Source organism: Janthinobacterium sp. GW821-FHT03A03 (assembly GCF_059421435.1).
In genome coordinates this window covers 250,983-274,293 of sequence record NZ_JBWKUZ010000002.1, presented here as the reverse complement: position 1 = coordinate 274,293, position 23,311 = coordinate 250,983, and the positions used below count along the sequence as shown (strand labels likewise).

The 23,311-nt window shown below is 63.3% G+C and carries 21 protein-coding genes; 8 read left to right on the top strand and 13 right to left on the bottom strand.

What is annotated here, in order from left to right; translation table 11 throughout:
• Positions 1-69: 69 nt before the first annotated feature.
• Together msrB and AC07VI_RS07790 are read right to left on the bottom strand one after the other, a co-directional pair.
• Positions 70-471, bottom strand: a complete 402-nt coding sequence (gene msrB / locus AC07VI_RS07795) for a peptide-methionine (R)-S-oxide reductase MsrB (RefSeq protein WP_086144516.1) — start codon at positions 469-471, stop codon at positions 70-72.
• A 9-nt stretch (positions 472-480) separates the two neighbouring features.
• A complete protein-coding gene (locus tag AC07VI_RS07790; protein ID WP_086144517.1) occupies positions 481-1,959 on the bottom strand; it encodes a protein adenylyltransferase SelO in 1,479 nt (492 codons plus the stop codon).
• A gap of 238 nt (positions 1,960-2,197) precedes the next feature.
• On the opposite strand from AC07VI_RS07790, the gene AC07VI_RS07785 reads away from it, so the two are divergent.
• Positions 2,198-3,850: a 3-(methylthio)propionyl-CoA ligase gene (locus AC07VI_RS07785; RefSeq protein ID WP_492994302.1), complete on the top strand. Its 1,653-nt coding sequence runs from the start codon at positions 2,198-2,200 to the stop codon at positions 3,848-3,850.
• 6 nt (positions 3,851-3,856) lie between these two features.
• Here the strand turns inward: AC07VI_RS07785 and AC07VI_RS07780 are convergent, their stop codons facing one another.
• From AC07VI_RS07780 to AC07VI_RS07765, 4 genes are read right to left on the bottom strand one after another with little or no spacing between them, the layout of a single operon-like run.
• On the bottom strand, positions 3,857-5,371 hold the full coding sequence (locus AC07VI_RS07780) for a chemotaxis protein CheW (RefSeq protein ID WP_492994300.1): 1,515 nt from the start codon (positions 5,369-5,371) through the stop codon (positions 3,857-3,859).
• Positions 5,358-5,912 (bottom strand): chemotaxis protein CheD, encoded by a 555-nt coding sequence (locus tag AC07VI_RS07775; protein ID WP_086144519.1) that lies wholly within the window; start codon positions 5,910-5,912, stop codon positions 5,358-5,360. Before AC07VI_RS07775 ends, AC07VI_RS07780 begins: the two co-directional genes overlap by 14 nt.
• A complete protein-coding gene (locus AC07VI_RS07770) occupies positions 5,909-6,733 on the bottom strand; it encodes a CheR family methyltransferase (RefSeq protein WP_099374418.1) in 825 nt (274 codons plus the stop codon). The genes AC07VI_RS07775 and AC07VI_RS07770 overlap by 4 nt, the downstream gene beginning before the upstream one ends.
• A 3-nt stretch (positions 6,734-6,736) precedes the next feature.
• Entirely contained in the window at positions 6,737-8,434 is a 1,698-nt protein-coding gene (locus tag AC07VI_RS07765) for a methyl-accepting chemotaxis protein (protein ID WP_099419809.1), read from the bottom strand.
• A gap of 553 nt (positions 8,435-8,987) precedes the next feature.
• Between AC07VI_RS07765 and AC07VI_RS07760 the strand changes: the two genes are divergently transcribed.
• Positions 8,988-11,075 carry a 3-hydroxyacyl-CoA dehydrogenase NAD-binding domain-containing protein gene (locus AC07VI_RS07760; RefSeq protein ID WP_492994297.1) on the top strand — a complete coding sequence of 696 codons (2,088 nt, stop codon included), beginning with the start codon at positions 8,988-8,990 and terminating at the stop codon, positions 11,073-11,075.
• 44 nt (positions 11,076-11,119) lie between these two features.
• Here the strand turns inward: AC07VI_RS07760 and AC07VI_RS07755 are convergent, their stop codons facing one another.
• The 3 genes from AC07VI_RS07755 to AC07VI_RS07745 form a co-directional block, all read right to left on the bottom strand.
• Positions 11,120-11,956 carry an alpha/beta fold hydrolase gene (locus AC07VI_RS07755; protein ID WP_492994295.1) on the bottom strand — a complete coding sequence of 279 codons (837 nt, stop codon included), beginning with the start codon at positions 11,954-11,956 and terminating at the stop codon, positions 11,120-11,122.
• A gap of 100 nt (positions 11,957-12,056) precedes the next feature.
• Complete coding sequence (locus AC07VI_RS07750) at positions 12,057-12,455, bottom strand: VOC family protein (protein ID WP_086144524.1); 399 nt, start codon at positions 12,453-12,455, stop codon at positions 12,057-12,059.
• 99 nt (positions 12,456-12,554) lie between these two features.
• Positions 12,555-12,800 carry a DUF2798 domain-containing protein gene (locus AC07VI_RS07745; RefSeq protein WP_086144525.1) on the bottom strand — a complete coding sequence of 82 codons (246 nt, stop codon included), beginning with the start codon at positions 12,798-12,800 and terminating at the stop codon, positions 12,555-12,557.
• 113 nt (positions 12,801-12,913) lie between these two features.
• Here AC07VI_RS07745 and AC07VI_RS07740 point away from each other — a divergent pair, with 113 nt between their 5' ends.
• The gene (locus AC07VI_RS07740) at positions 12,914-13,861 is read left to right on the top strand and encodes a LysR family transcriptional regulator (protein ID WP_099374421.1); all 948 of its coding nucleotides are present in this window, start codon (positions 12,914-12,916) and stop codon (positions 13,859-13,861) included.
• Between the two features lie 120 nt (positions 13,862-13,981).
• Positions 13,982-14,185 carry a hypothetical protein gene (locus AC07VI_RS07735; protein ID WP_086144527.1) on the top strand — a complete coding sequence of 68 codons (204 nt, stop codon included), beginning with the start codon at positions 13,982-13,984 and terminating at the stop codon, positions 14,183-14,185.
• A 99-nt stretch (positions 14,186-14,284) separates the two neighbouring features.
• On the opposite strand, the gene AC07VI_RS07730 is transcribed toward AC07VI_RS07735, so the two are convergent.
• Positions 14,285-15,985, bottom strand: a complete 1,701-nt coding sequence (locus AC07VI_RS07730; protein WP_086144528.1) for an MFS transporter — start codon at positions 15,983-15,985, stop codon at positions 14,285-14,287.
• A 374-nt stretch (positions 15,986-16,359) separates the two neighbouring features.
• On the opposite strand from AC07VI_RS07730, the gene AC07VI_RS07725 reads away from it, so the two are divergent.
• From AC07VI_RS07725 to AC07VI_RS07710, 4 genes are all read left to right on the top strand, one after another.
• A complete protein-coding gene (locus tag AC07VI_RS07725) occupies positions 16,360-17,538 on the top strand; it encodes an acetyl-CoA C-acyltransferase (RefSeq protein ID WP_086144529.1) in 1,179 nt (392 codons plus the stop codon).
• Between the two features lie 127 nt (positions 17,539-17,665).
• Positions 17,666-17,968 carry a Dabb family protein gene (locus AC07VI_RS07720; protein ID WP_086144530.1) on the top strand — a complete coding sequence of 101 codons (303 nt, stop codon included), beginning with the start codon at positions 17,666-17,668 and terminating at the stop codon, positions 17,966-17,968.
• A 62-nt stretch (positions 17,969-18,030) separates the two neighbouring features.
• Positions 18,031-19,032, top strand: coding sequence for an NADP-dependent oxidoreductase (locus AC07VI_RS07715; RefSeq protein ID WP_099374423.1), 1,002 nt, complete (start codon positions 18,031-18,033; stop codon positions 19,030-19,032).
• A gap of 60 nt (positions 19,033-19,092) precedes the next feature.
• Positions 19,093-19,518: a GNAT family N-acetyltransferase gene (locus AC07VI_RS07710; protein WP_086144532.1), complete on the top strand. Its 426-nt coding sequence runs from the start codon at positions 19,093-19,095 to the stop codon at positions 19,516-19,518.
• A gap of 72 nt (positions 19,519-19,590) precedes the next feature.
• Here AC07VI_RS07710 and AC07VI_RS07705 read toward each other — a convergent pair whose 3' ends face one another.
• From AC07VI_RS07705 to AC07VI_RS07695, 3 genes are all read right to left on the bottom strand, one after another.
• Positions 19,591-20,601, bottom strand: a complete 1,011-nt coding sequence (locus AC07VI_RS07705) for an ABC transporter permease subunit (protein WP_070311868.1) — start codon at positions 20,599-20,601, stop codon at positions 19,591-19,593.
• Between the two features lie 173 nt (positions 20,602-20,774).
• Positions 20,775-22,274, bottom strand: a complete 1,500-nt coding sequence (locus AC07VI_RS07700; RefSeq protein WP_086144533.1) for a sugar ABC transporter ATP-binding protein — start codon at positions 22,272-22,274, stop codon at positions 20,775-20,777.
• A 77-nt stretch (positions 22,275-22,351) separates the two neighbouring features.
• Positions 22,352-23,287, bottom strand: coding sequence for an ABC transporter substrate-binding protein (locus AC07VI_RS07695; protein WP_083708248.1), 936 nt, complete (start codon positions 23,285-23,287; stop codon positions 22,352-22,354).
• Between the last annotated feature and the right edge of the window lie 24 nt (positions 23,288-23,311).

The following is a 23,311-nucleotide window of genomic DNA, read 5'->3' as shown; positions in this document are numbered from 1 at the left end:
TGAGCGTGGTGTAAACATCTTAGGAATGACTTAGGAGCAATATTCGCGCTCCCGGTCATTCCTGTGGCATCAAGGCTGCGGATCGAAGCGCAAGGAGGCCGAATTGATGCAATAGCGCAAGCCGGTCGGCGGCGGGCCGTCCGGGAAGACGTGGCCCAGGTGGGCGTCACAGACGGCGCAGACGATTTCCGTGCGCACCATGCCGTGGCTGCGGTCGACGATTTCCGTGACATTCGCCGGGTCCAGCGCCTGGAAATAGCTGGGCCAGCCGCAGCCCGAGTCGAATTTCGTGTCCGAGGCGAACAAGGGCGTGTTGCAGCAGACGCAGGTGTAGACGCCGTGTTCATGGTGGTCCCAGAACTGGCCCGTGAACGCGCGTTCCGTGGCCGCGTGGCGCGTCACTTCGTATTGCATCGAGTCGAGCATGGCGCGCCATTCGGCGTCGGTTTTTCTGACTTTATTCGTGGTCATAATGACTCCTTAGGATGAGCAGCTGACTTCAAGGTGGCTGGCCCAGTCGGGCGGCAGGGCCGCATAGTGCTGGTGTTCCGGCTGTTCGTCAAATGGCTTTTGCAGTATTTCCAGCAATTTCGCCACTTCCGTGTAGTCCTGCTGCAGGGCTTTCTCGATGGCCACCTGCGCCAGGTAGTTGCGCAGCACGTATTTCGGGTTGACCCGGTCCATGGCCGCCCGGCGCCCGGCGTCAACGCTGTGCTCCTGCGCCAGGCGCGCGCGGTATTGCGCTGCCCACGCATCGAAGGCGGGGCGGTCGATGAACATGTCGCGCAGCATGGTGTCATGTTCGGGCGCCGCTAGCTGCAGTGTAGACAAGGCGCGGAAGAAATTCGTGAAATCCACGTGATTGGCTTGCATCAGCGCAAACATGCTGTCGAACAGGGCCGTATCGCCGTCCCGGCTCGCCTGCAAGCCCAGCTTGGCGCGCAGCAAGGCATTCATCTTCTCCGCAAAGGCGGGTTGGTAGCTGTCCAGCGCCGCCTGCGCCAGTTCCACTTCGCCGATCAAGGGCAGCAAAGCCTGGCCCAGCGCATAGCAGTTCCAGTGGCCCACCTGCGGCTGGTTGGCGTAGGAATAGCGGCCCTGCTGGTCCGTATGGTTGCAGATGTGTTCGGCGTCAAACGCTTCCATGAAGCCGAAGGGGCCGTAATCGAGGGTCAGGCCGAGGATGGACATATTGTCCGTATTCATGACGCCATGCATGAAGCCGACGGCTTGCCATTGCGCGATCATGTGCGCCGTGCGCACGCACACTTCGGCCAGCAAGGCCTGGTATGGATTTGCTGCGGCGCGCAAAGCGGGATAAAAAGCGTCGATCACGTAATCGGCGAGGATTTTCAGTTCGTCCGGCTGCTTGCGGTAAAACCAGTGCTCGAACGAGCCGAAGCGCACGAACGTGGGCGCCATGCGCGTGACGACGGCCGCCGTCTCGACTGTTTCGCGCATCACGCCTTGCTGCGAGCCCATGATGGACAGCGCGCGCGAGGTGGGGATGCCCAGCGCCGCCATGGCTTCCGAGCAGAGGAATTCGCGGATGGACGAGCGCAGCACGGCGCGTCCGTCGCCCATGCGCGAATACGGCGTGGCGCCGGCGCCTTTCAGCTGCAGCTCCAGCGGACCGCCTTGCGTGGCGATGTCGCCCAGCAGGATGGCGCGGCCGTCGCCCAACTGGCCGGCCCAGACGCCGAACTGGTGGCCCGAATACACGGCCGACAGGGGCTGCGAACGCTCGGCCACGGCATTGCCGATCAGCAACTCCACATAGTCGGGTTCGGCCAGGCGGGCCGCATCGAGGCCGATCAGGCTGGCAGCCGGCGCGCTGGCGGCGACGAAGTAGGGCGCGGGCAGGGGCGTGGGCATCAGCCGCGTATAGAACGCGGGCGGCAGGGCCGCAAAGGCGTTATCCAGTGGTAAGGTAGTAGCGCTGATGGCAATTCCATTCAAGGTAGGTGCGCTGGCAGACGGCGCCAGCCTGGAATGCGATTTTACCGCACGGCGCCGCAGCGTGCGGCGGACGCCTTCTGGCCTGCCGTGGCGGGCTTGGGCAGGGTGAAAAACGGAATCAAAAATTCCATGCTGCAATGCAATATCGAAATGCGTTGACGATTTCCGCACGACCGTACGAAACTAGGAAAAATCTGTCAATTCCAACAATAACCGAGTAGCCACCCCAGGAGACACGATGTCGGCATTCCCCTTGAGTCCAGTGATGGGCCAGATGATGAGCCAGCCCCTGCTGATTTCCAGCATTATCGAGTTTGCAGCGCGTCATTATGGCGGCAGCGAAATCATTTCGCGGCGGGTCGAAGGCGATATGCACCGCTACACCTACCGCGATTGCCACCAGCGCGCGCGCCGGCTGGCCAATGCCCTGCATGGCCTCGGCGTCGGCATGGGCGACCGGGTCGCCACCCTGGCCTGGAACGGCTACCGCCACCTGGAAGCCTACTATGCCGTGTCCGGCTCGGGCGCGGTCTTGCACACGATCAATCCGCGCCTGTTTCCCGACCAGATCGCCTATATCTCGAACCACGCCGAAGACCAGGTCTTGCTGTTCGACCTGACTTTCCTGCCCGTGGTGGAGAAAATCGCCGCCGACTGCACCTTTGTCCGCCATTTCGTGCTGATGTGCGACCGCGACCGCATGCCCGCCAGCAGCAGCATCCCCGACCTGCTGTGCTATGAAGACCTGATCGCCACGCATTCCGACGATTACGCGTGGCCCTTGTTCGATGAAAACGCGGCCGCCACCCTGTGCTATACGTCGGGCACGACGGGCAATCCCAAGGGCGCCCTGTATTCGCACCGCTCGACCGTGCTGCACGCCTATGCCTCGGCCATGCCCAGCGCCCTGAACGTGCGCGCCTCCGATACCGTGCTGCCCGTCGTGCCCATGTTCCACGTGAATGCCTGGGGCTTGCCGTATTCCGTGCCCCTGTCCGGCGCGCGCATGGTGTTCCCCGGCGCGGCGCTGGACGGCAAGTCGCTGTATGAATTGTTCGAGGCGGAAAAAGTGACGTTCTCGGCCGGCGTGCCCACCGTCTGGCTGGGCTTGCTGAACCATGCCTTGCAGAATGACTTGAAATTCTCCTCCTTCCGCCGCACGGTGATCGGCGGCGCGGCGTGCCCGCCGGCCATGATGGATACCCTGATCGACAAGTTCGACATCGAGGTCATCCACGCCTGGGGCATGACGGAAATGTCGCCGCTGGGCACGGCAGGGGGCTTGCAGACCAAGCACCTGGACTTGCCGAAAGCCGAACAGCGCAAGATCCTGCAAAAGCAGGGCCATGCGATCTACGGCGTGGACATGAAGATCGTCGACGACGACGGCAAGGAGTTGCCGTGGGATGGCGTGGCCTACGGCCATCTGCTCGTGAAAGGGCCGTGGATCATCGCCTCGTACTACAAGAACGAGGGCGGCGACGCGCTGCAGGACGGCTGGTTCCCCACGGGCGACGTGGCCACCATCGACGCGGACGGCTACATGCAGATCACGGACCGCAGCAAGGACGTGATCAAGTCGGGCGGCGAGTGGATCGGCACGATCGACCTGGAAAACCTGGCCATGGCCCACCCGGCCGTGCTGCAGGCGGCCTGCATCGGCGTGTTCCACCCGAAATGGGATGAGCGCCCCGTGCTTGTGGTGGTATTGCGCCCCGGCATGACGGTCACGCGCGAAGCGTTATTGCAGTTTTTCGACGGCAAGATCGCCAAGTGGTGGACGCCCGACGACGTGCTGTTCATCGACGCCTTGCCCATGGGCGCCACGGGCAAGATCCAGAAGAACAAGCTGCGCGAGCAGTTCAAGGGGCACCGGCTGCCCGGCATGTAAAGCCGCCTAGGCCGCCTGCGGCAGCGCCGCCCCCAGCTTTTCCAGCAGGTGGTCGCACTGGAAGACGGACAGGGTCTGGCGCTGCGCCTCCGTGCCGATATCAAGCATTTCATCCATCTCGCTGCGCAGGTCGTCGTGCGTGCCGGTGCGGATGATTTGCGGCGCCGCAAAGCGCTGGCTGTCGGAAATGGTCATGATGTTATCGACGTGGTCGACGAGGAAGCCATAGCGTTCGTCGCCCCGTTCCACGATCAAAATCTTGCCGCTGCTGGCGTCCGGCAGGGGCGGCATCGCATACAGCTGGCGCAGGTCGATGATGCTGATCATTTGCTGGCGCAGCTTGAGCATGCCGCGCATGCAGGCCGGCATGCCCGGCGGCGTCGTGATGGCGCCGCTGAAGTCGATGATTTCGCGCACTTGCCCGATCTCCACGGCGAACGGCGTTTCCACGGTAAACGTGATGTAGACGCGGCGCCGCGCCTGGTGCGTGGCGGCGCTCGTTTCCGCATCGGCCGGATACAGGCGCGCGTGGCCGTCGCGCATCTCGACGATTTCCGTTTGCGACAGGATTTCTTTGTGGTCCAGGAAAATGATGTCGCCCAGGCCTTCTTGCGTGATGCAGCCGGCGAACATGGCGGCGCGCGCCTTGCTCAGCAGGGGAATCGGCAGTACTTCGTCGCCAAAGAAATGCACGATGCTGTCGATGGAATCGACAAGGAAGCCCACGCTCGTGTCGCCCAGCCGCACGACGATGACGCGCTGGTCCAGGGTGGCCGCCTTGGCCGCCGCGGCCGGTTCTGCCGCCTGCAGCAGGGCGCCGAAATCGACGACGGCCACCTGGCTGCCGCGAAAATGCATGCGGCCCAGGCACAGCGCGCTGTTCAGCAGGGAGCTGTGCAGCTCCGGCACCTTGATGATTTCCTGGATGGCCAGCATTTCAAAGGCAAACGTGGCGCCGGCCGCACGGAAGCTGACGCACCGGCGGCGTTCGCCCTGCGCATGGCGGCGGGCCGTGCCGGGCCTGGCGCCCGTCGCCTGCAGGGCCAGCACGTGGGGCACGTTTTCGATGTGCAGCAGGGCGTGCGGGTCGAGGATTTGCAGCAGGCGCGCGCCGCCGCCGAGCAAGATCGTGCCGGCAATGACGGCGTGGGCGTCGCCGCTCGCATAGTGCAGGGCGCTGCGGTCGCTGGCGGGCACGCGCAGGATTTCGCCCGTCTCCTGGAAGACGATGCCGACGAGCACCTGCTGGAAGTCGAGGATGGCGATCTTGTCCGTGGCCACGGCGCGCGGCGCATCGGCGCGGAACAGCCGGCCCAGGTTGACCACCGGAATGACGCTGCCGCGCAAGGTAAACATGCCTTCCAGATAGGGCGGCGACAGGGGCAGGGCGGTGACCCTGGCCGGGTAGTTGACCACTTCGCGGATGCAGCTGGCGGGCAGGGCGAATTCATCGCCGCCGAGAAAGAAGGAGCCGAACAGTTCCGTGGCGCCGCCGCCCTCGCGTCCTTCATGCATGTCCATACGCGCTTTCCTTGCGTTGAGTCAAACCGGCTGGCGCCACGACGTCGACGACGGCATAGCTGTGGCGGGCGCAATCGATCAGCAACTGGCGCCCGTGGTTCCCGCCCAGCGCGCAGAAACTCACGCGCAAGCCGCATTGGGCCAGGTATTTCTGCGCCGCCTGCGCATTTTGCCGGCCCACCTGCAGGCGGCCATGGACGTGGGCGGGGCCGAACATGCTGGCGCCGCCCGCCAGCACCACCTCGATATCGGCGTAATCGGCCTGGCGCGCGCCCATCAGGCGCAGCAGCGCAGGCACGGCCTGGCTCACATAGCGTGCAGTCAGGGCGCATGCATCCGGCGCGCCCGCGGCACTGCCGGCGTGCGGCGCTTCGGGCAGCAGGCAGTGGGCCAGGCCGCAGCAATGGCCCTTCTTCCAGAGCAAACCGATGCCGATGCAGGATCCGAGCAGCGCCTGCAGCTGCTCGTCGCGCGTGCCCACGCTCAGCTGCCCCATGCCGACAAGCTGCAGCGGCAGGCCGGGGTCGACGATGGTGCTCATGCGCTGCCCGCCTTGTAAATCATGGGGAACTCGAACTGGTAGCCGGTGCCCAGGCGGGCGATGCTTTCCGACTCGCCCAGGATCAGCCGGCCATCGTCCCTGAGGCTGGCGCGCGCCTGGCGCAGCACGGTTTCCTGGTGCCCGGCATCGAAATAAATCAGCACATTGCGCAGGAATACGAGGTCGAACCGCCGCGCGGGGCGCAGCACATCGAGCAGATTGTGCTGCGCAAAGCTGACGTGCCGCCGCAGTTCCTCGTTGACCTGCACGCCATGCGGCGACGGCGTGAAGTATTTGCGCAGCAATTCCGGGTGCGACAGGCGGATGCGCTCGACGGAGCGCCCGCTGTACTGGCCCGCCTTCGCTGCGGCGAGGATGTGCCGTGAAATGTCGCTGGCCAGGATCTGGTAGCGGAAGGCGGGCGCTTGCAGCCGGAATTGCTCGCACAGCATGGCGATCGAATACAGTTCCTCGCCGCTGGCCGCGGCCGCCGACCACACGTTCAGGCAGCCGTCCGGATGGGCGCGCGCCCAGGCGGGCAGGTAGCGGTCGCGGAAGTAGTCCCAGATGTGCGGCGTGCGGAAGAACAGGGTGTCGTTGGTGGTCACCAGGTCGATGAAATGGGCTACCTCGTCGCCGTCGCTGGCCACGCGCTCCAGGTACGCCTGGTAGCTGTGCAGGGCCAGCGCCTGCAGCCGGGGCTGCAAGCGCCGTTCCAGCAGCACGCTCTTGCGCGCCGTCATGGCGATGCCCGTATGCTGGCGCACCAGGGCGATCAGGGTCGTCAGGACTTCGGGCGTCAAGGTGGCCGCGTGGCTCATCGTCTACACCACGAAGCCGGAAACGGTCTGGTTCAGGCTGCCCGCGCGCTCGTTCAGGCCATCCGTGGAGCGGGCGATGCTGTCGCAGTTGGCGGCCGACTTTTCCGTTTCCTCGGCGATGTACTGGATCGCTGTCGACACTTCGCGCGCCGTCAGCAGCTGCTCGTTGGCCGCCTTCGAGATGTCCGAGATGGCCAGCGTGGTCTTGGCCACGCCCGAGACGATCTTGTCGAAGGCGTCGCTGGCCTGGCGCGAAATCTCGCTGCCGGTGGAGACGCGCTTGACGGATTCGTTGATCAGCTTGGAAATCTCTTTTGTTGCCTGCGAGGAACGCTCGGCCAGCTTGCGCACCTCGTCGGCGACGACGGAAAAGCCCAGGCCGTGCTCGCCCGCGCGCGCCGCCTCGATGGCCGCGTTGAAGGCCAGCATATTCGTCTGGCTGGCGATCTCGCTGATGACCTTGACGATTTCGCCGATGTCTTCCGACGAGCGGTTGATCAGGTCCATCGCCTCGATGGACTTGGCGACGGCGCGCGCGCCCGCTTCCGCCTCCTGCTGCGTGGCTTTGGCCAGCGAGTCGGCGCTCGAGGTGTTTTCGGCGATGGAATTGATGGAAAACGTCAGGCCGTCGATGGAGGCGTTCATTTCCTCCACCGTCGCGCCCAGCGCCTGCGTGCCCACGGCCACGCCCGTGGCCCGCTCGGCGATCGTGTGCGAGGCGTCGGCAAAGCCGTTCGCCGCCGACACCACGTTGCCGATCACGCCGCGCAGGTCGGTAATCATCTTGCTGATGCCGCCGGCCAGCAGGTCGATCGGTTCCTCGCCTTCGGGCACGATATGGCACGTCAGGTCGCCCTGGGCCGCGCGCGCCACCGATTCGAGCAGGGCGTTGACCTTGCGGCTGTCGCTGGCGGACCTGGCCTGGATGCTGTTTTCCAGGTTTACCTGGTCCGTGATGTCGATGGCGAACTTGACCACTTTATAGGGCTTGCCGTTCAGGTCGAGGATGGGATTGTAGGTGGCCTGTATCCACACCACCTTGCCGTGGTTGCCCAGGCGCTTGTAGCGGCCGCTGTCGAACTCGCCGCGGTTGAGCTTTTGCCAGAATTTCTTGTAGTCGGTGCTGCCCGCGTACTCGGGCTCGCAGAACAGGCGGTGATGTTCGCCCTTGATATCGCTCAAGTCGTAGCCCATGACGGCGAGGAAATTGTCGTTCGCGTCGAGCACGTTGCCGTGCATGTCGAACTCGATCACGGCCTGCGCCTTGCCGATGGCGCTGACCTTGCCCTCGTATTCGGCGTTGCGCGTCTTCATGGCCGTGACGTCGGTAGCGAACTTGATGACTTTATACGGCTTGCCGTTCGCGTCGAGGATGGGGTTGTACGACGCGTTGATCCACACTTCGCGCCCATCCCTGGCGCGGCGCTTGTATTCGCCCTGGTCGAATTCGCCCCGTCCCAGCTTGGCCCAGAAGTTGCTGTATTCATCCGTTTTCACATACTCGGGGTCGCAGAGGATGGCATGGTGCTTGCCTTGCACTTCGGCCAAGGTATAGCCGAGCACGCGCAGGAAATTGTCATTCGCATGCAGGATGGTGCCGTCGAGTTCGAATTCGATGACGGCCTGGACGCGGTTCAGTGCCGTATTTATCGCTTGTAAGTCCAGATCCTGGGAGTGGCTGACATGGCTGGCTGCGTCCATAATGTTTCCTTCGGTGTGAGAAGAGGAATGGGGGCGATCAGGCTGCGCTTATTATTTTTCTGCTATCCATATAAGGCAGCGATGTTATTGCATCGGTTCGCGCCTGGTGATAATCGGTGAGAATGTGCGCGATGAACGGCAGCCAGTGCCGGTCCCGCGGTTTGCATTAACATAAATAAATTGTAGATTATTGATTTGAATCAATAATTTTATTATTCCCCAGCGTTTGGCGAAAAACAAGGGGCGGGAATAAATAATGTAAAAACTGTCGTAATTGACCCAGGCCGGCATATACCAGACGCATTCTTTCGTAATATAAAACGTCGTTATTATTATTGTGTTTTTATTATTTAAATGAATATTCAAGCGATAGCTTCTACTGGAACTTGCTGCTTGCAGCAGAATCTTTCCGCAAACGTTGCGGTACCATGGCAAACAATGCATGCCGTAGCGGAAAACGATAAAAATAATACGAGCGTTCTTTTATACGGTATAGTGAAGCTTCATCCCTTGCAACCACCTCATACTTGAGCAAAACCAATAAGGAAGAGACATGAGTGCTGAATATCAAGTGAACGGCGCCGTTGCCGTCATTACCCTGGCCAACCCTCCCGTCAACGGCCTGGGACTGGCCACGCGCACGGCCGCCGTGGCCGGCATCCGCCAGGCGCTGGCCGACGAGACCGTCAAAGCCATCGTCATCACGGGCGCCGGCAAGGCATTCTCCGGCGGCGCCGACATCAAGGAATTCAATTCGCCCAAGGCCCTCACGGAACCGACCCTGCATACCCTGATCAATGTCGTCGAGCAATCCACGAAGCCGGTGGTGGCGGCCATCCACAGCGTCTGCATGGGTGGCGGCCTGGAGCTGGCGCTGGGCTGCAATTACCGCGTGGCCGCGCCCGGCGCACAGATGGCCTTGCCTGAAGTCAAGCTCGGCATCTTGCCGGGCGCGGGCGGCACGCAGCGCCTGCCGCGCGTGCTGGGCCTGGAAATGGCCCTCAACATGATCGTCTCGGGCACGCCCGTGGCGTCCGACAAGCTGGCCGGCACGGCCCTGTTCGACGAAGTCATCGCGCCCGGCGCGGACTTGCTGGCCGCCGCCGTGGCCTTCGCCACGAAAGTGGCCGATGTGCGCCCGCTGCCGAAAGTGCGCGAGCGCAAGGTTGACTACCCGAACCACGAAGCGTTCCTGCAGTTTTCGCGCAATACCGTCAAAGCCATGTCCGGTCCGTTCCCCGCGCCGCTCAAATGCGTGGACGCCGTGGCGGCCGCCGTGACGATGAAATTCGACGATGGCCTCAAGTACGAGCGCGAACTGTTCATGCAGCTGGTGCAGTCGCCTGAATCGAAAGCCTTGCGCCACGCCTTCTTCGCCGAGCGTGTCGCCAGCAAGGTGCCCGACGTGCCGTCCGACACGCCCGTGCGCGCCATCGCCAAGGCGGCGATCGTCGGCGCCGGTACCATGGGCGGCGGCATCGCCATGAATTTCGCCAACGCGGGCATCCCCGTGATGCTGCTGGAAACGAAGCAGGAAGCGCTGGACAAGGGCCTGGCCACCATCCGCAGGAATTATGAAAACACGGTCAGGAAGGGCAAGTTGACGCAGGACAAGGCCGAACAGCGCATCGCGCTCGTCTCCGGCACGCTGGCCTATGCCGACATCGCGCAAGCCGACATCGTCATCGAAGCCGTCTTCGAAGAGCTGGGCGTCAAGGAAACCGTGTTCAGACAGCTCGACGCCGTCATGAAGCCGGGCGCCATTCTCGCCTCGAACACCTCCACTTTAGACCTGGACAAGATCGCCGCGTTCACCGAGCGCCCGCAGGACGTGGTCGGCACGCATTTCTTCAGCCCGGCAAACGTGATGAAGCTGCTGGAAATCGTGCGTGGCAAGGCAACGGGCAAGGACGTGCTGGCCACGGCGCTGGCGTTGTCGAAAAAGCTCAAGAAGACGGGCGTCGTCTCGGGCGTATGCGACGGCTTCATCGGCAACCGCATGATCGAGCAATACAGCCGCCAGGCCGGCTTCCTGCTGGAAGAGGGCTGCCTGCCGGAGCAGGTCGACAAGGCGGTCGAGAAATTCGGCTTCGCCATGGGCCCGTTCCGCATGGCCGACCTGGCCGGCAACGACATCGGCTGGGCCATCCGCAAGCGCCGCTATGTGGAAAAGCCGGACGTCACGTATTCGCAGACGGCCGACCTGCTGTGCGAACTGGGGCGCTTTGGCCAGAAGACGGGCGCCGGCTGGTATGACTACAAGGCGGGCGACCGCAAGGCGTATGCCTCGGAACAGGTCAACGCCATGATAGTCCGGCACTCGGCCGACATCGGCGTGGCGCGGCGCAAGATCGGCGACCAGGAAATCGTCGAACGCCTCGTGTACGCGCTCGTCAACGAGGGTGCGCGCATCCTGGAAGAGGGCATCGCCCTGCGCGCCTCGGACATCGACATGGTGTATCTGACGGGCTACGGCTTCCCCCTGTTCCGCGGCGGCCCCATGTTCTATGCCGATACGGTCGGCTTGCCGAACGTACTCGACACCATCAATGGCTACGCGAAAGGCCGCCACGGCGAAGCGTGGACGCCGGCGCCCCTGCTGGTGAAACTGGCGGGCGAGGGCAAGGGATTCAATAGCTGATTCAGATGCTGAATGCAAAAAGGGCAGATTTCTCTGCCCTTTTTTTATTTCTTCTTCGTCAGCATCTTGACCGCCTCGTTGACGATGACGGGGTTGTCCTTCTGGATGTAGGAGCCGGCGCCCGTGATGCGCTCGATGGCCGGCGCGCCGGAAAGGCGCTGCCAATCCTTTTCCTGGGCCCGCACGACGTCTTCAAACGAGCCCGTTTCCTCGATGCCGAACTTGTCGCGCACCAGCAGCATGGCGGGCAGGCGCAGCGGGCTGCTCATGTCGACGTGCTGCAGGCATTGCGTCTGTGCATCGAATTCGGCCGATTCCGTACTGTTGAACATGAGCTTGCGCCGCGTCTTCACGAGCATGGCGTAGGTGAGCGCCTCCGTCTGCAGGCGGCTCCATTGCTGCGGATGCGTGGGGTCGAGCAGGACCAGGCCGGCCACGTCCTGCGGGTACAGCCTGGCGTACACGTACTGGTACAGCCCGCCCAGGCCATGGCCGACGAGCACATATGGCGGCTTCAGGCCTGCCTGCGCCAGCAGGGCGCGCTGCTGGGCGGCGATGGTGCAGGGGTCGCGCGGCGTGGCGGTCTTCTTGCTGTCGCCGTAGCCGGGGCGGTCGTAGACGAGCACGCGGTGCCGCTTTGCCACTTCGGGCACCACCTTGGCCCACACCTCCTTGCCGTCGCCCATGGCCGACTGGAAGATGACGGGCAAGCCGTCCTGGCCGCTCAGGGTATAGGCGATGCTCGCGTCGGGCAGGGCGGCCGTGGCGGGCACGCCCGGCGCGGCCGGGGTGGACGGCAGCAGGGAGCAGCCGGACAGCAGCAGGCCGGCGCCGGAGAGGAGCATGGTGCGCGCGCGGCGGCCGACGAATAGATGATGCATGAATCTCCTTCTTGGTTCACTGCCCGGTATGGCGTGCCAGCCATTATAGGCAAATCGTCTGGAAGTGGAAATGCCGAACAGAAGCGCATTTCCCGTCCTGTCAGCCGGCGTCGGCACGATGGCAGACGGCTTCGATGCGGTTGCCGTCGGGATCGAACAGGAAGGCCGCGTAGTAGCTGGCGTGATAGTGGCGCAGCCCGGGCGCGCCCAGGTCGAAGCCGCCGTGGGCCAGGCCCGCCTGCCAGAAGGCGTCCACGGCGGCCCGCGTGGACGCCTTGAAGCAGCAATGGCGGCGCGGCGCATCGTCGGGCTGCGGGCCCAGGCGCACGGAAAAATAGCTGCGTCCGGGGTGGTCCGCATCGCTGCGCTCGCCGTAGCCTATCCAGGCGTTGGCATGGTCGCTGCCCGCCTTGGGCACGTCCAGCGCGGCAAAGACGGCGTCATAGAAGCGCTCGGCGCGTTCCAGGTCGCTGACGGTGAGGGAAACGTGATCGAGCATGGGCACTCCGCAGAAAACAGGGACGGCCATAGCATAGCCCGGATCGGGGTCGCCGTGGGCGGCAGTGACCGAGTGGCGCTGCGGGCGGGAAACTGCCGGTCAACTCGCCGCCTGGCGCGCCAGGCGGGCCGCGATATGCCGGCTCAGCTGCTGCACGCGGGGCGCGAACAGCATCACGGCGCAGAAGGCCACGGGCCAGGCGGCGAAAAACGCATGGCGCCAGCGGGGCAGGAAGTCGGCCTGCAGGCCGATATTGAGCCAGGTGACCCAGGCGCTCATCAGCAAGGTCATGACGAACGACATCAGCAGGGCAAACACGAAACGCAGGCGCAGGGCATCGGACATGGTGTATTTTTCATGAAAATGGAAGAGATGCCAGCGTAACGACTTGCAGCAATCTATACTAGAGCCATATTTTTAATTTCAAATTCCATAAATGAAACCATGCTTGAGGAATCATGCTCGATGACCTAGCCCTGTTTGTCTCCATCGTCGAGGCGGGCAGCCTGCACGCGGCCGCCGTCAAGGAAGATTTGCCGGCCGCCACCGTCACGCGCCGGCTGCAAAAGCTGGAAGGCCAGCTTGGCTACCGCTTGCTCAACCGCAGCGCGCGCCGCCTGCAGCCGACGGCGGAAGGCTGGCAATACTATGAACAGTGCCGGCCCCTGGTCCACGCCCTGCGGCAAGCCACGCAGCAGCTCGACGCCAGCCTGGCGGCCGTCTCCGGCACCATCCGCGTGCTGGCGCCCGTCAACTTCGCCAGCGGCCTGCTGACGCCCGCCTGGGTCAGCTTCATGCAGCAGTATCCGGCCATCCGCCTGGAGCTGGAACTGTCGAACCTGCTGCAAGACCTGGTGGGCAGCGGCGCCGACCTGGCCATCCGCGTGGGCGCGCTCGACGATTCCTCGCTGATGCAGCGCCGCCTGGGCAGCGCCTCGCTGGTGATGGTGGCCGCGCCCGCTTACCTGGCCCGCGCCGGCGTGCCGCAGGACTTGCAGGCACTGGAACAGCACGAGCTGATCGTGGCCGAGCCGCTGCGCAGCTGGCGCTTGCGCCGGCCCGGCGACGGCGCCGAGATGGTGATCGCGCCGCAGGCGCGCCTGCGCGTCAACGAGATGCGCCTGGCCGTGGAGATGGCCGACGCCGGCATCGGCATCCTGCTGTGTCCGTTACTGCAATGCCGCGACGAGGTGGCCCGGGGCAGCCTCGTGCGCGTGCTGCCCGACTGGATGCCGCAGCCGCGCCACGTCTACGCCGTGTGGACGCAGCGGCGCTACCTGCCGGCCCGCGTGCGCGTGCTGCTCGAACACCTGGCCGCGTTCGCGGAAAACAATCCGCTGTTGAACGAGGACTTGGACGAGCGGCATGCCGTTGACGCCCATGCCGGCCGCAGTCCATTCCCGTAAGTAATTACCGAGCGCTTGTACTTCTTGCTGGGAACGCGTTAAGATAAAGCGGCCCCGCTTACCAAGCTGGCAATCGGTGTTGTTTGTCGTGCCATCCCGTCCATCCACATGAGAGATGCAATGAAATATCTGATCGTTCCCTGCCTGTTGGCCATGACCGGCTGCGAGGTGCTGTATGACGCGAACCGGGACAAGATCGGCGAGTACTGCAACAGCCTGAACAATTTCGACGACCGCAATGCCTGCCGCAAGCGCAACCAGACCAGCTACCAGGAATACGTGCAGCAGCGCGACCAGCTGAAAAACGGCAAGAACGCCAAGTAAGCGGCCGCCGCTGGCGCCGCCGGTAAAAAAAACGCCGCTGACAAGTCAGCGGCGTTTTGCATGGCGGCGCCCGGCCTTGCGGCCGGGGTTTGCGCCGTATCAATCATCGGCGTAGATGTTGTTGTCCTTGGTTTCCTTGACGAACAGGGTGCCGATGACCACCGTCGCCAGGGCCACGACGATCGGGTACCACAGGCCGTAATAGATGTCGCCCTTGAAGGCCACCAGCGCGAAGGCCGTGGTCGGCAGCAGGCCGCCGAACCAGCCGTTGCCGATATGGTAGGGCAGGGACATCGAGGTGTAGCGTATGCGCGTCGGGAACATTTCCACCAGCATGGCGGCGATCGGGCCGTACACCATGGTCACGTACAGCACCAGGATAAACAGCAGCAGCACGACCATCGGCTTGTTGATCTGCTCCGGATCGGCCTTGGCCGGATAGCCCGCTTCCTTGATGCCGGCGCCGATTTCTTTCTTGAACGCTGCTTCATGGGCCTTGCTTTCCGCATCGAAGTTCAGACCATCGGGCGTCATGACGGCATTAAACGACGTAAATTCCTTTGTGCCGATGCGTACCTTGGCGATGCTGCCGGCCGGTGCCGCTTCCTTCGTGTAGTTGACCGAGCTGTTCGACAGGAAGCCGGCGGCGATGTCGCACGACGATGGGAACTTCTTGGTACCCGTCATATTGAACTGGAAGTGGCAGGAGGCGGGATCGGCCACCACCACCACTGGCGAGTTCTTCAGTGCCGCTTCCAGCTGCGGATTGGCGAAGTGGGTCAGGCCGTTGAAGATGGGGAAGTAGGTGGCCGCGGCGATCAGGCAGCCGCCGAGGATGATGTATTTGCGGCCCAGGCGGTCGGACAGGCTGCCGAAGAACAGGAAGAACGGCGTGGCCAGCAGCAGGGCGATGGCGACCAGGATGGTGGCCGTGGCCAGGTCCACTTTCAGGGTCTGGGTCATGAAGAACAGGGCGTAGAACTGGCCCGTGTACCAGACGACGGCCTGGCCGGCCGTCAGGCCGATCAGGGCCAGGATGACGATCTTCAGGTTTTTCCATTTGCCGAACGCTTCCGTCAGCGGCGCTTTCGAGGTCTTGCCTTCGGCTTTCATCTTGGCAAACGCCGGCGATTCGTTCATGGCCAGGCGGATCCAGACGGAGATGGCCAGCAGCAGGACGGAGACGAGGAAGGGCACGCGCCAGCCCCAGGCTTCAAACTCTTTCTCGCCCGTGGCCAGGCGGGTGCCCAGGATGACGATCAGCGACAGGAAAAAGCCCAGCGTTGCCGTTGTCTGTATCCACGCCGTGAATGCGCCGCGCTTGCCTTCAGGGGCGTGCTCGGCCACGTAGGTGGCTGCGCCGCCGTATTCGCCGCCCAGCGCCAGGCCTTGCAGGATGCGCAGGATGACGAGGATGATCGGTGCGGCGATGCCGATGGAGGCGTGGCCCGGCAGCAGGCCGACGATGAAGGTGGAGCCGCCCATGATCAGGATCGTGATCAGGAAGGTGTATTTGCGGCCGATCATGTCGCCCAGGCGGCCGAAGACCAGCGCGCCGAACGGGCGCACGATGAAGCCGGCGGCAAAGGCCAGCAGGGCGAAAATGAAGGTGGTCGTGGGGTCGCCGATGAAGAATTGCTTGGCGATGATGGAAGCGAGCGAGCCGTACAGGTAAAAATCGTACCATTCAAACACGGTGCCGAGCGAAGATGCAAAGATGACCTTGCGTTCTTCTGGCGTAATCGGCGTTCCTTTGGTGGAAATTTTCCGCACGTCGGCCGGGCCGGATGATGATGCCATGGTTTGTCTCCCTATGTTTTATAGTGAACCGTTGCCGAGGTCTTTATTGACCATTCTTGCAACAGCTTGGAGGCGAGTGTGTTCTCGAAACCTTACGTCATGCTTGCTTGAAACTTACGCGAAGCTTACAAAGTGAGGCTTGCCGCAACTTTGCGAACGACCGTACTTAAATGTGCTATTCTGCTTGCGAGCTAGGTAATCGTCAGGAAATTCTTGTGGATTTATGACAAACAGAACCGGATGCAATACAAGGCGCCGACTGCTAGCAGTTGGCAACGCGGTAGGGCGCCGCTGATGGAAGTCAGAAATCACAAGAATTTATTGGGCTTACTTAACATCATTGACCACATAACATTCCCACAAGGAGACACAGCATGAATGAAGCCGTCATCGTATCGACCGCCCGCACGGGCCTGGCCAAGTCCTGGAAGGGCGCGTTCAACATGACGCACGGCGCCACCTTGGGCGGCCACGTGCTGGCGGCCGCCGTCGAGCGCGCGCGCATCGAGGCGGAGGAAGTGGAAGACGTGCTGGTCGGCTGCGCCTTTCCCGAAGGCGCCACGGGCGGCAATATCGCGCGCCAGGTGGCCCTGCGCGGCGGCTGCCCCGTGACCACGGCCGGCATGACCGTCAACCGCTTCTGTTCCTCGGGCTTGCAGGCCATCGCCCTGGCGGCGCAGCGCATCATCGCCGGCGAAGGCGATATCTATGCGGCGGGCGGCGTGGAATCAATTTCCTGCGTGCAAAATGAAATGAATACGCATATGTATCGCGACGTCTGGCTGCAGCAGCACAAGCCGGAAGTGTACTGGCCCATGCTGCAGACGGCCGAAACGGTGGCAAAACGCTACCAGATTTCGCGCGAGCGCCAGGACGTGTACGGCGCGCAAAGCCAGCAGCGCGCAGCAAGCGCCCAGGCGGCCGGCCTGTTCGACGCGGAAATCGTGCCCATGACCACCATCATGGGCGTGGCCGACAAGGCCAGCGGCATGCTGGTGTCGCGCGAAGTGACGATTGCCGCCGACGAAGGCATCCGTGCCGACACGACGTATGACGGCGTGGCGAAGATCCGCCCGGCCATTCCCGGCGGCGTCATCAGCGCCGGCAACGCCAGCCAGTTTTCCGACGGCGCGGCGATGGCCATCGTCATGAACGCGAAAGTGGCCGAAGCGAAAGGCTTGCAGCCGCTGGGCGTCTTCCGCGGCTTTGCCGTGGCCGGCTGCGAACCCGATGAAATGGGCATCGGCCCCGTGTACGCCATTCCCAAGCTGCTGAAAAAGGCGGGCTTGACGGTGGCTGACATCGGCCTGTGGGAACTCAATGAAGCGTTCGCCGTGCAGGTGCTGTATTGCGCCGACACCCTGGGCATTCCCATGGACCGCCTGAACGTCAACGGCGGCGCCATTGCCGTCGGCCACCCCTACGGCGTGTCGGGCGCGCGCCTGACGGGCCACGCCTTGATCGAAGGCAAGCGCCGCGGCGTCAAATACGTGGTCGTGACCATGTGCATCGGCGGCGGACAGGGCGCGGCCGGCCTGTTTGAAGTGCTGTAATGTTTGCGTGAACCCAGTCTGCGGGCGGCTTCCAGGGCCGCCCGTTTTCCTTGTGCGGCCACTTCCTGCAGAGTGCGCCGATAGCGGTTACAGTAATGCTTCATTAATAAACAAGCAGCCTGCCACCATGATCAAGCACATTGTTTTTTGGAAACTCAAAGACCACGCCGAAGGCGCCGACCGCGCCACCAACGCCCTGAAACTGAAAGCCCTGCTCGATGCCTGTTCGGACCTGGTGCCCGGCATATTGAAATTCGAGGCGGCCGTGGCCCAGCCGGGCCTGGAAGCGAGCTACGACATCGTGCTCTACAGCGAGTTCGCCAGCCGCGCAGCGCTCGACGCCTACCAGAACCATCCCGAGCACGTGAAAATCAAGCCGTTTTTTGGCGCCGTGCGCGAAGCGCGGCAGTGTATGGACTATGAGATTTAATGATTGAATTACCCCAGCCCTTCGCTTTAGGGTTCAGCTTGTTCATCCAATAAGGAGCATTCATGACCACCTACCAACGCATCGTCCTCGCCGCGCGCCCCGCTTCCAACGAGGAAGTGCAGCCGGCACATTTTCGTCTGGAAACGAAAGACATTCCCGCCATCACGGATGGGCAATTGCTGGTACGCAACCAGTACCTGTCGCTCGACCCCTATATGCGCGGGCGCATGAGCGCCAATAAGAGCTATGCGGCGCCGCAGGCGCTCGATGAAACCATGATAGGCGGCACGGTGGGCGTGGTGCTGGAATCGAAGCATCCGAAGTTCGCCGCGGGCGACACGGTGGTGGGGACCCTGGGCTGGACGGAAGTGGCCGTGTCGGACGGCACCATGCTGCGCAAGGTCGACACGACGCATATCCCCGCGTCCGCCTACCTGGGCGCCGTCGGCATGCCGGGCATGACGGCCTGGTATGGCCTGAACCAGATCATGGCGCCGAAGGCGGGCGAAATGGTCGTCGTGTCGGCCGCCAGCGGCGCCGTCGGCAGCGTCGTCGGCCAGCTGGCCAAACTCAAGGGTTGCAGGGTCGTCGGCATCGCGGGCGGGGCGGAAAAATGCCGCTATGTCGTCGAGGAACTGGGTTTTGACGCCTGCGTCGACTACAAGGCGGGCAAGCTGGCGGCCGACCTGGAAGCGGCCACGCCGGACGGTATCGACGCCATCTTTGAAAACGTGGGCGGCGCCGTGTTCGATGCGGCCCTGGCCCGCACCAACGCGTTCGGCCGCGTGGCCGTGTGCGGCTGGATCGCCGGCTACAACGGCGAACCGACGCCGCTCGACAATGCCCGCCTGATCCTCACCAACCGCCTCACGGTGCGCGGCTTCATCGTGTCCGAACAGCCGGAATTCTGGCCGCAAGGACTGGCCGAGCTGGGCACCCTGGTGGCGACGGGCAAGCTGAAGTTCCGCGAATCCGTGGCCGAGGGCCTGGCCAGCGCGCCCGACGCCTTCATCGGCCTGTTGAAGGGCCGTAATTTCGGCAAGCAACTGGTCAAGCTCGGCTGATCTCGCCGAGGAAAGGCGGGCCGTGCGACAATTGCGGCCTGTCTCCTTTTACATTACACCATGACCAAGCACACCATCCGTCTCGGCGACTGGGCCACCCTGGGCCCTGACGCCACCGCCATCCGCTTTGAAGTTTTCGTCGATGAACAGAAAGTGCCGGCCGAGATCGAACTCGACGATATGGATGCCGTCTGCCTGCACGCCGTCGCCTATGACGACGCCGGCCAAGCCATCGGCACGGGCCGGCTATTGCCGGACGGACACATCGGCCGCATGGCCGTGCGCCAGCCGGGCCGCGGCACGGGCGTGGGCGGCGCCATTTTGACCTTGCTGATGGACAAGGCGCGCGAACGTGGTGACCTGGCGGTGATGCTGAACGCGCAAACCGTGGCCGCGCCATTCTATGCGCGCCACGGTTTCGTGCAGCAGGGGGAACAATTTGAAGAGGCGGGGATTGCGCATGTGGAGATGCGGCTGCAGTTTTAAGCGTTAACCCAGGAGCAAGGACTGGGGTCGGACCCTACAGGGTCCGCCCCCGGCAGTTCATGGGTTTAGGGTTTAATTCTGCGCGTGCGACTGGCGCCATTTATCCAGGATCACGGCCAGCACGATCACGACACCTTTCGCCACATACTGCCAGAACGACGACAGCCCCAAAATCGTCAAGCCATTGTTCATCACGCCGATGATCAGGGCGCCGATGACGGTGCCCCAGACGGAACCGACGCCGCCCATCAGGCTCGTGCCGCCGAGCACGACGGCCGCGATGGCGTCGAGTTCATAACCGGTACCCCAGTTGCCGTTGGCGGCATACAAACGGCTGGCCGACATGGCGCCGCCCAGGCCCGCGAACAGGCCGCTGATGGTGTAGACAAACATCAGCACGAGGCCGACCTTGATCCCCGTCAAACGCGCCGCCTGGATATTGCCGCCCACGGCGTAGATATGCAGGCCCAGGGTCGTCTTGCGCAAGATAAACCAGGTCAGCAGCACGACGGCGGCCGCCAGCCAGATCAGCCAGGGCACGGCCAGGAAGCTGCCGTTGCCCATCCATTCGAAGCTGGGGATTTCCGTGTTCAGCACGCTGGTGCCGTCGGCCAGCAAATAGGCCGCGCCGCGCAGGGCCGTCATGGTGCCCAGGGTCACGACGAAGGGGTTCAGGCCGACGAGGGCGACGAGCACGCCATTGAGCGCGCCCAGCAGCAGGCCGACGATGAGGAAGGCAGGGATTGAAAAGCCGGCGAACTGGGCCGACAAGGACATCAGCATGCCTGCCACGGCCGAGACGGCCAGCACGGAGCCGACCGATAAATCGATGCCGCTGGTCAGAATGACGAAGGTCATGCCCGAGGCCAGCACGATATTGATCGACACCTGGCGGAAGATGTTCATGGTGTTGTTGCTCGTCATGAACGTGGACGTGCCGTCGGCCGAGAAATACACGGTCAGGCCGTACATGGCCAGGTACAGCACGACCAGCACGGGCAGCATGCCCAGGCGGCGCATCAGGTTCGAGGCATTGAAAGGTTCGCCGGCGCGCGGGGCGCCGCGGGTGGTACTAGTTGTCATCATGAGTCTCCTGAATGATTATTTAAGGCGTATTCTTAAAACGCCTAACAAAACCGCAGCGAGCGGATGTGGGTTGTGGTTGAGACGCGGAACTGTGCGAAGCACGGGGACGCCGAGTCAGTGAGCATCGGAAACCGCAACCCGCGACGCGCAGTAGGTTTTGATAGGTGTTTTTAGGCCGCTTCCAGCTGGGTGGCGTAGGCGAGGATGTTTTCCTGCGTGATATCGTCGCCCGTCACTTCGCCCGTCAGCCGTCCTTCGCACATCACCATCACGCGGTCGCAGATGCCGACCAGCTCGGCCAGTTCGCTGGAAATGCACAGTACGGCCGTGCCCGCGTCCGCCAGCTGGTGGATGATCTTGTAGATTTCGCTTTTCGCGCCCACGTCCACGCCCCGCGTCGGTTCGTCGAGGATGAGGACCTTGGGGGCGATGGCCAGCCAGCGCGCCAGCAGGACTTTCTGCTGGTTGCCGCCAGACAATCCCCCCACGATGCCGTCCGGCCCCGAGACCTTGACGTTGAGGTTGGCAATCGCCTCGCGCGTGAGCTGCGTCAGGGCGCCACGGTTGACCACGCCCGCCGTGGAATGCTTTGAAAGTATGTTCATCGACATGTTTTCCATGGCCGACAACTGCATGAACAAGCCCAGGCTCTTGCGGTCTTCCGGCAGATAGCCGATGCCGTGGCGTATCGCCGCCAGCGGCCGCTGGATGTGCACTTCCTGGCCGTCGAGCCACACTTGTCCCGATGCTTTCTTGTCGGCGCCAAAGATCAGCCGCGCCAGTTCCGTGCGGCCCGCGCCCACGAGTCCCGCCAGGCCCGTCACTTCGCCCGCATGCAGGGCGAACGAGGCGGGTTTGACCTTGCCGCCGCCCACGTTTTCCACGCGCAGGCGCTCGGCGCCCCGCGTGCTGCGGCGCTGGTGCGAATAGAAGTCGTCGGCGGGACGGCCCACCATCATTTGCACGACTTTCTTTTGATCCAGCTCATCCTTGCCCAGTTCGCCCACATAGGCGCCGTCGCGCAGCACCGTGATGCGGCGCGCCAGGCGTTCCACCTCGGCCATGCGGTGGCTGATGTAGAGCACGGCCAGGCCCTTGTCGCGCTGTTCTTCGATGATGCGGAACAATTGTTCGGTTTCCCGGTCGGACAGGGCGGCAGTGGGCTCGTCCATGATCAGGATGCGGCTTTCGTGCACGAGGGCGCGGGCGATTTCCACCTGCTGCTGCTCGGCGATCGACAGGGTAGCCACCATGGTGTCGGCGTCGAAGCGGGAACCGAGGTCGGCCAGGATGGCGTTCGTGCGCGCGCGCATTTCGCCGCCCTTGACGGTCCAGAACGGTCCTTGCGGCTCGCTGCCCATGAAGACGTTCTGCGCCACCGTCATGTTCTTGGCCACGCTCAGTTCCTGGTAGATCAGGTTGATGCCCAGGGCGCGGGCCTCGCCCGGGTTGCGGATGCGGATTGGCTTGCCGTCGAGAATGATTTCACCGGCGTCCGGCGTGTACACGCCCGACAGGATCTTCATCAGGGTGCTCTTGCCGGCGCCGTTTTCGCCCATCACGGCATGGATTTCGCCGCTGCGCACCGTCAGGTGCACGCCGCGCAGCGCGCGCGTGGCGCCGAAGCGCTTCTCGATGCCGCGCATTTCAAAAATAATATCGTCGCTCATGACTGTCCTTCCTTGCTGGTGAAACTGGCGCCGCCTGCCAACTGGCTGGCGGCGCCGCGTGGTTCAGGTCAGGCAGATCAGTTCTTCACCCAGCCCGTGTAGGTGGCGACGTTTTCCTTGGTGATGGCCGGGGTCGGCAACAGCACCATGGTCTGTTTCGGCGTGCGGCCGTTCATGATGTCGTAGCCCATCTGCACGGCGTCCGTTGCCATGCGGTAAGGGTTTTGCGCCGAGGTGGCGGCAAACAGGCCGGCCTTGTTCTTCAGGGCGTTCTGGCCGTCCGGCGCGCCATCGACGGCCGTGATCAGTTTGACGTCCGTGCGCTTCGATTGCTTGATCGCCAGTTCGGCGCCGATGCCGGTCGGATCGTTGATGGCGAACACGGCGTCGATCTTCGGATGGGCCGTCAGCAAATTCGACATCACGGTCATGCCGCCGTCGCGGCTGCCGCCCGCGTTCTGGTTGTCGGACAGGATTTTTATGTCCTTGAAGGCGGCCAGGGTCTTCTTGCAGCCGTTGACGCGGTCGATCACGGAGGTGACGGGCGGCCCGTTGAGGATCACCACATTGCCCTTGCCGCCGATCTGCTTGGCCAGGTAGGCGCACGAGACGTCGCCGGCCATGGTGTTGTCGGACATCACGGTGGCCGAAGCGCCCACGGCGCCCACGTCAACGGCGATCACGACCACGCCCGCATTGCGCGCCTTCTTGATGGCCGGGGCGATGCCCTTGGAGTCGACGGCGTTCAGGATGATGATGTCGGTCTTGTTGGCGATGAAATTCTCGATCTGGTCCACCTGGGTGTTCAGGTCATACTTGCTGGACACCGTCGTGACTTTCACGCCGGGGCCACCGAGCTTTTTCGCGCTTTCTTCCGCGCCGCGGCCAATCGCCACGAAAAACGGGTTGGCCAGGTCGCCCACGCTCACGCCGATCGATTTGAGCGGTTTATCGGCGGCAAAGGCGCCGCAGGCGGCGGACAGCAGCAGGGTGGCGGTAATGACTTTTTTCATGAGGATCTCCAAGGGTTTTTATTG

Bases quoted from the DNA above. Each gene is read 5' to 3' on its own strand.
- AC07VI_RS07720 (WP_086144530.1), top strand. From the start codon at position 17,666: ATGATCAAGCACATTGTTTTTTGGAAACTCAAAGACCACGCCGAAGGC.
- msrB (WP_086144516.1), bottom strand. From the start codon at position 471: ATGACCACGAATAAAGTCAGAAAAACCGACGCCGAATGGCGCGCCATG.
- AC07VI_RS07755 (WP_492994295.1), bottom strand. From the start codon at position 11,956: ATGCATCATCTATTCGTCGGCCGCCGCGCGCGCACCATGCTCCTCTCC.
- AC07VI_RS07705 (WP_070311868.1), bottom strand. From the start codon at position 20,601: ATGACAACTAGTACCACCCGCGGCGCCCCGCGCGCCGGCGAACCTTTC.
- AC07VI_RS07695 (WP_083708248.1), bottom strand. From the start codon at position 23,287: ATGAAAAAAGTCATTACCGCCACCCTGCTGCTGTCCGCCGCCTGCGGC.
- AC07VI_RS07735 (WP_086144527.1), top strand. From the start codon at position 13,982: ATGAAATATCTGATCGTTCCCTGCCTGTTGGCCATGACCGGCTGCGAG.
- AC07VI_RS07780 (WP_492994300.1), bottom strand. From the start codon at position 5,371: ATGGACATGCATGAAGGACGCGAGGGCGGCGGCGCCACGGAACTGTTC.
- AC07VI_RS07745 (WP_086144525.1), bottom strand. From the start codon at position 12,800: ATGTCCGATGCCCTGCGCCTGCGTTTCGTGTTTGCCCTGCTGATGTCG.
- AC07VI_RS07765 (WP_099419809.1), bottom strand. From the start codon at position 8,434: ATGGACGCAGCCAGCCATGTCAGCCACTCCCAGGATCTGGACTTACAA.
- AC07VI_RS07760 (WP_492994297.1), top strand. From the start codon at position 8,988: ATGAGTGCTGAATATCAAGTGAACGGCGCCGTTGCCGTCATTACCCTG.
- AC07VI_RS07710 (WP_086144532.1), top strand. From the start codon at position 19,093: ATGACCAAGCACACCATCCGTCTCGGCGACTGGGCCACCCTGGGCCCT.
- AC07VI_RS07730 (WP_086144528.1), bottom strand. From the start codon at position 15,985: ATGGCATCATCATCCGGCCCGGCCGACGTGCGGAAAATTTCCACCAAA.
- AC07VI_RS07775 (WP_086144519.1), bottom strand. From the start codon at position 5,912: ATGAGCACCATCGTCGACCCCGGCCTGCCGCTGCAGCTTGTCGGCATG.
- AC07VI_RS07750 (WP_086144524.1), bottom strand. From the start codon at position 12,455: ATGCTCGATCACGTTTCCCTCACCGTCAGCGACCTGGAACGCGCCGAG.
- AC07VI_RS07785 (WP_492994302.1), top strand. From the start codon at position 2,198: ATGTCGGCATTCCCCTTGAGTCCAGTGATGGGCCAGATGATGAGCCAG.
- AC07VI_RS07700 (WP_086144533.1), bottom strand. From the start codon at position 22,274: ATGAGCGACGATATTATTTTTGAAATGCGCGGCATCGAGAAGCGCTTC.
- AC07VI_RS07725 (WP_086144529.1), top strand. From the start codon at position 16,360: ATGAATGAAGCCGTCATCGTATCGACCGCCCGCACGGGCCTGGCCAAG.
- AC07VI_RS07740 (WP_099374421.1), top strand. From the start codon at position 12,914: ATGCTCGATGACCTAGCCCTGTTTGTCTCCATCGTCGAGGCGGGCAGC.
- AC07VI_RS07770 (WP_099374418.1), bottom strand. From the start codon at position 6,733: ATGAGCCACGCGGCCACCTTGACGCCCGAAGTCCTGACGACCCTGATC.
- AC07VI_RS07715 (WP_099374423.1), top strand. From the start codon at position 18,031: ATGACCACCTACCAACGCATCGTCCTCGCCGCGCGCCCCGCTTCCAAC.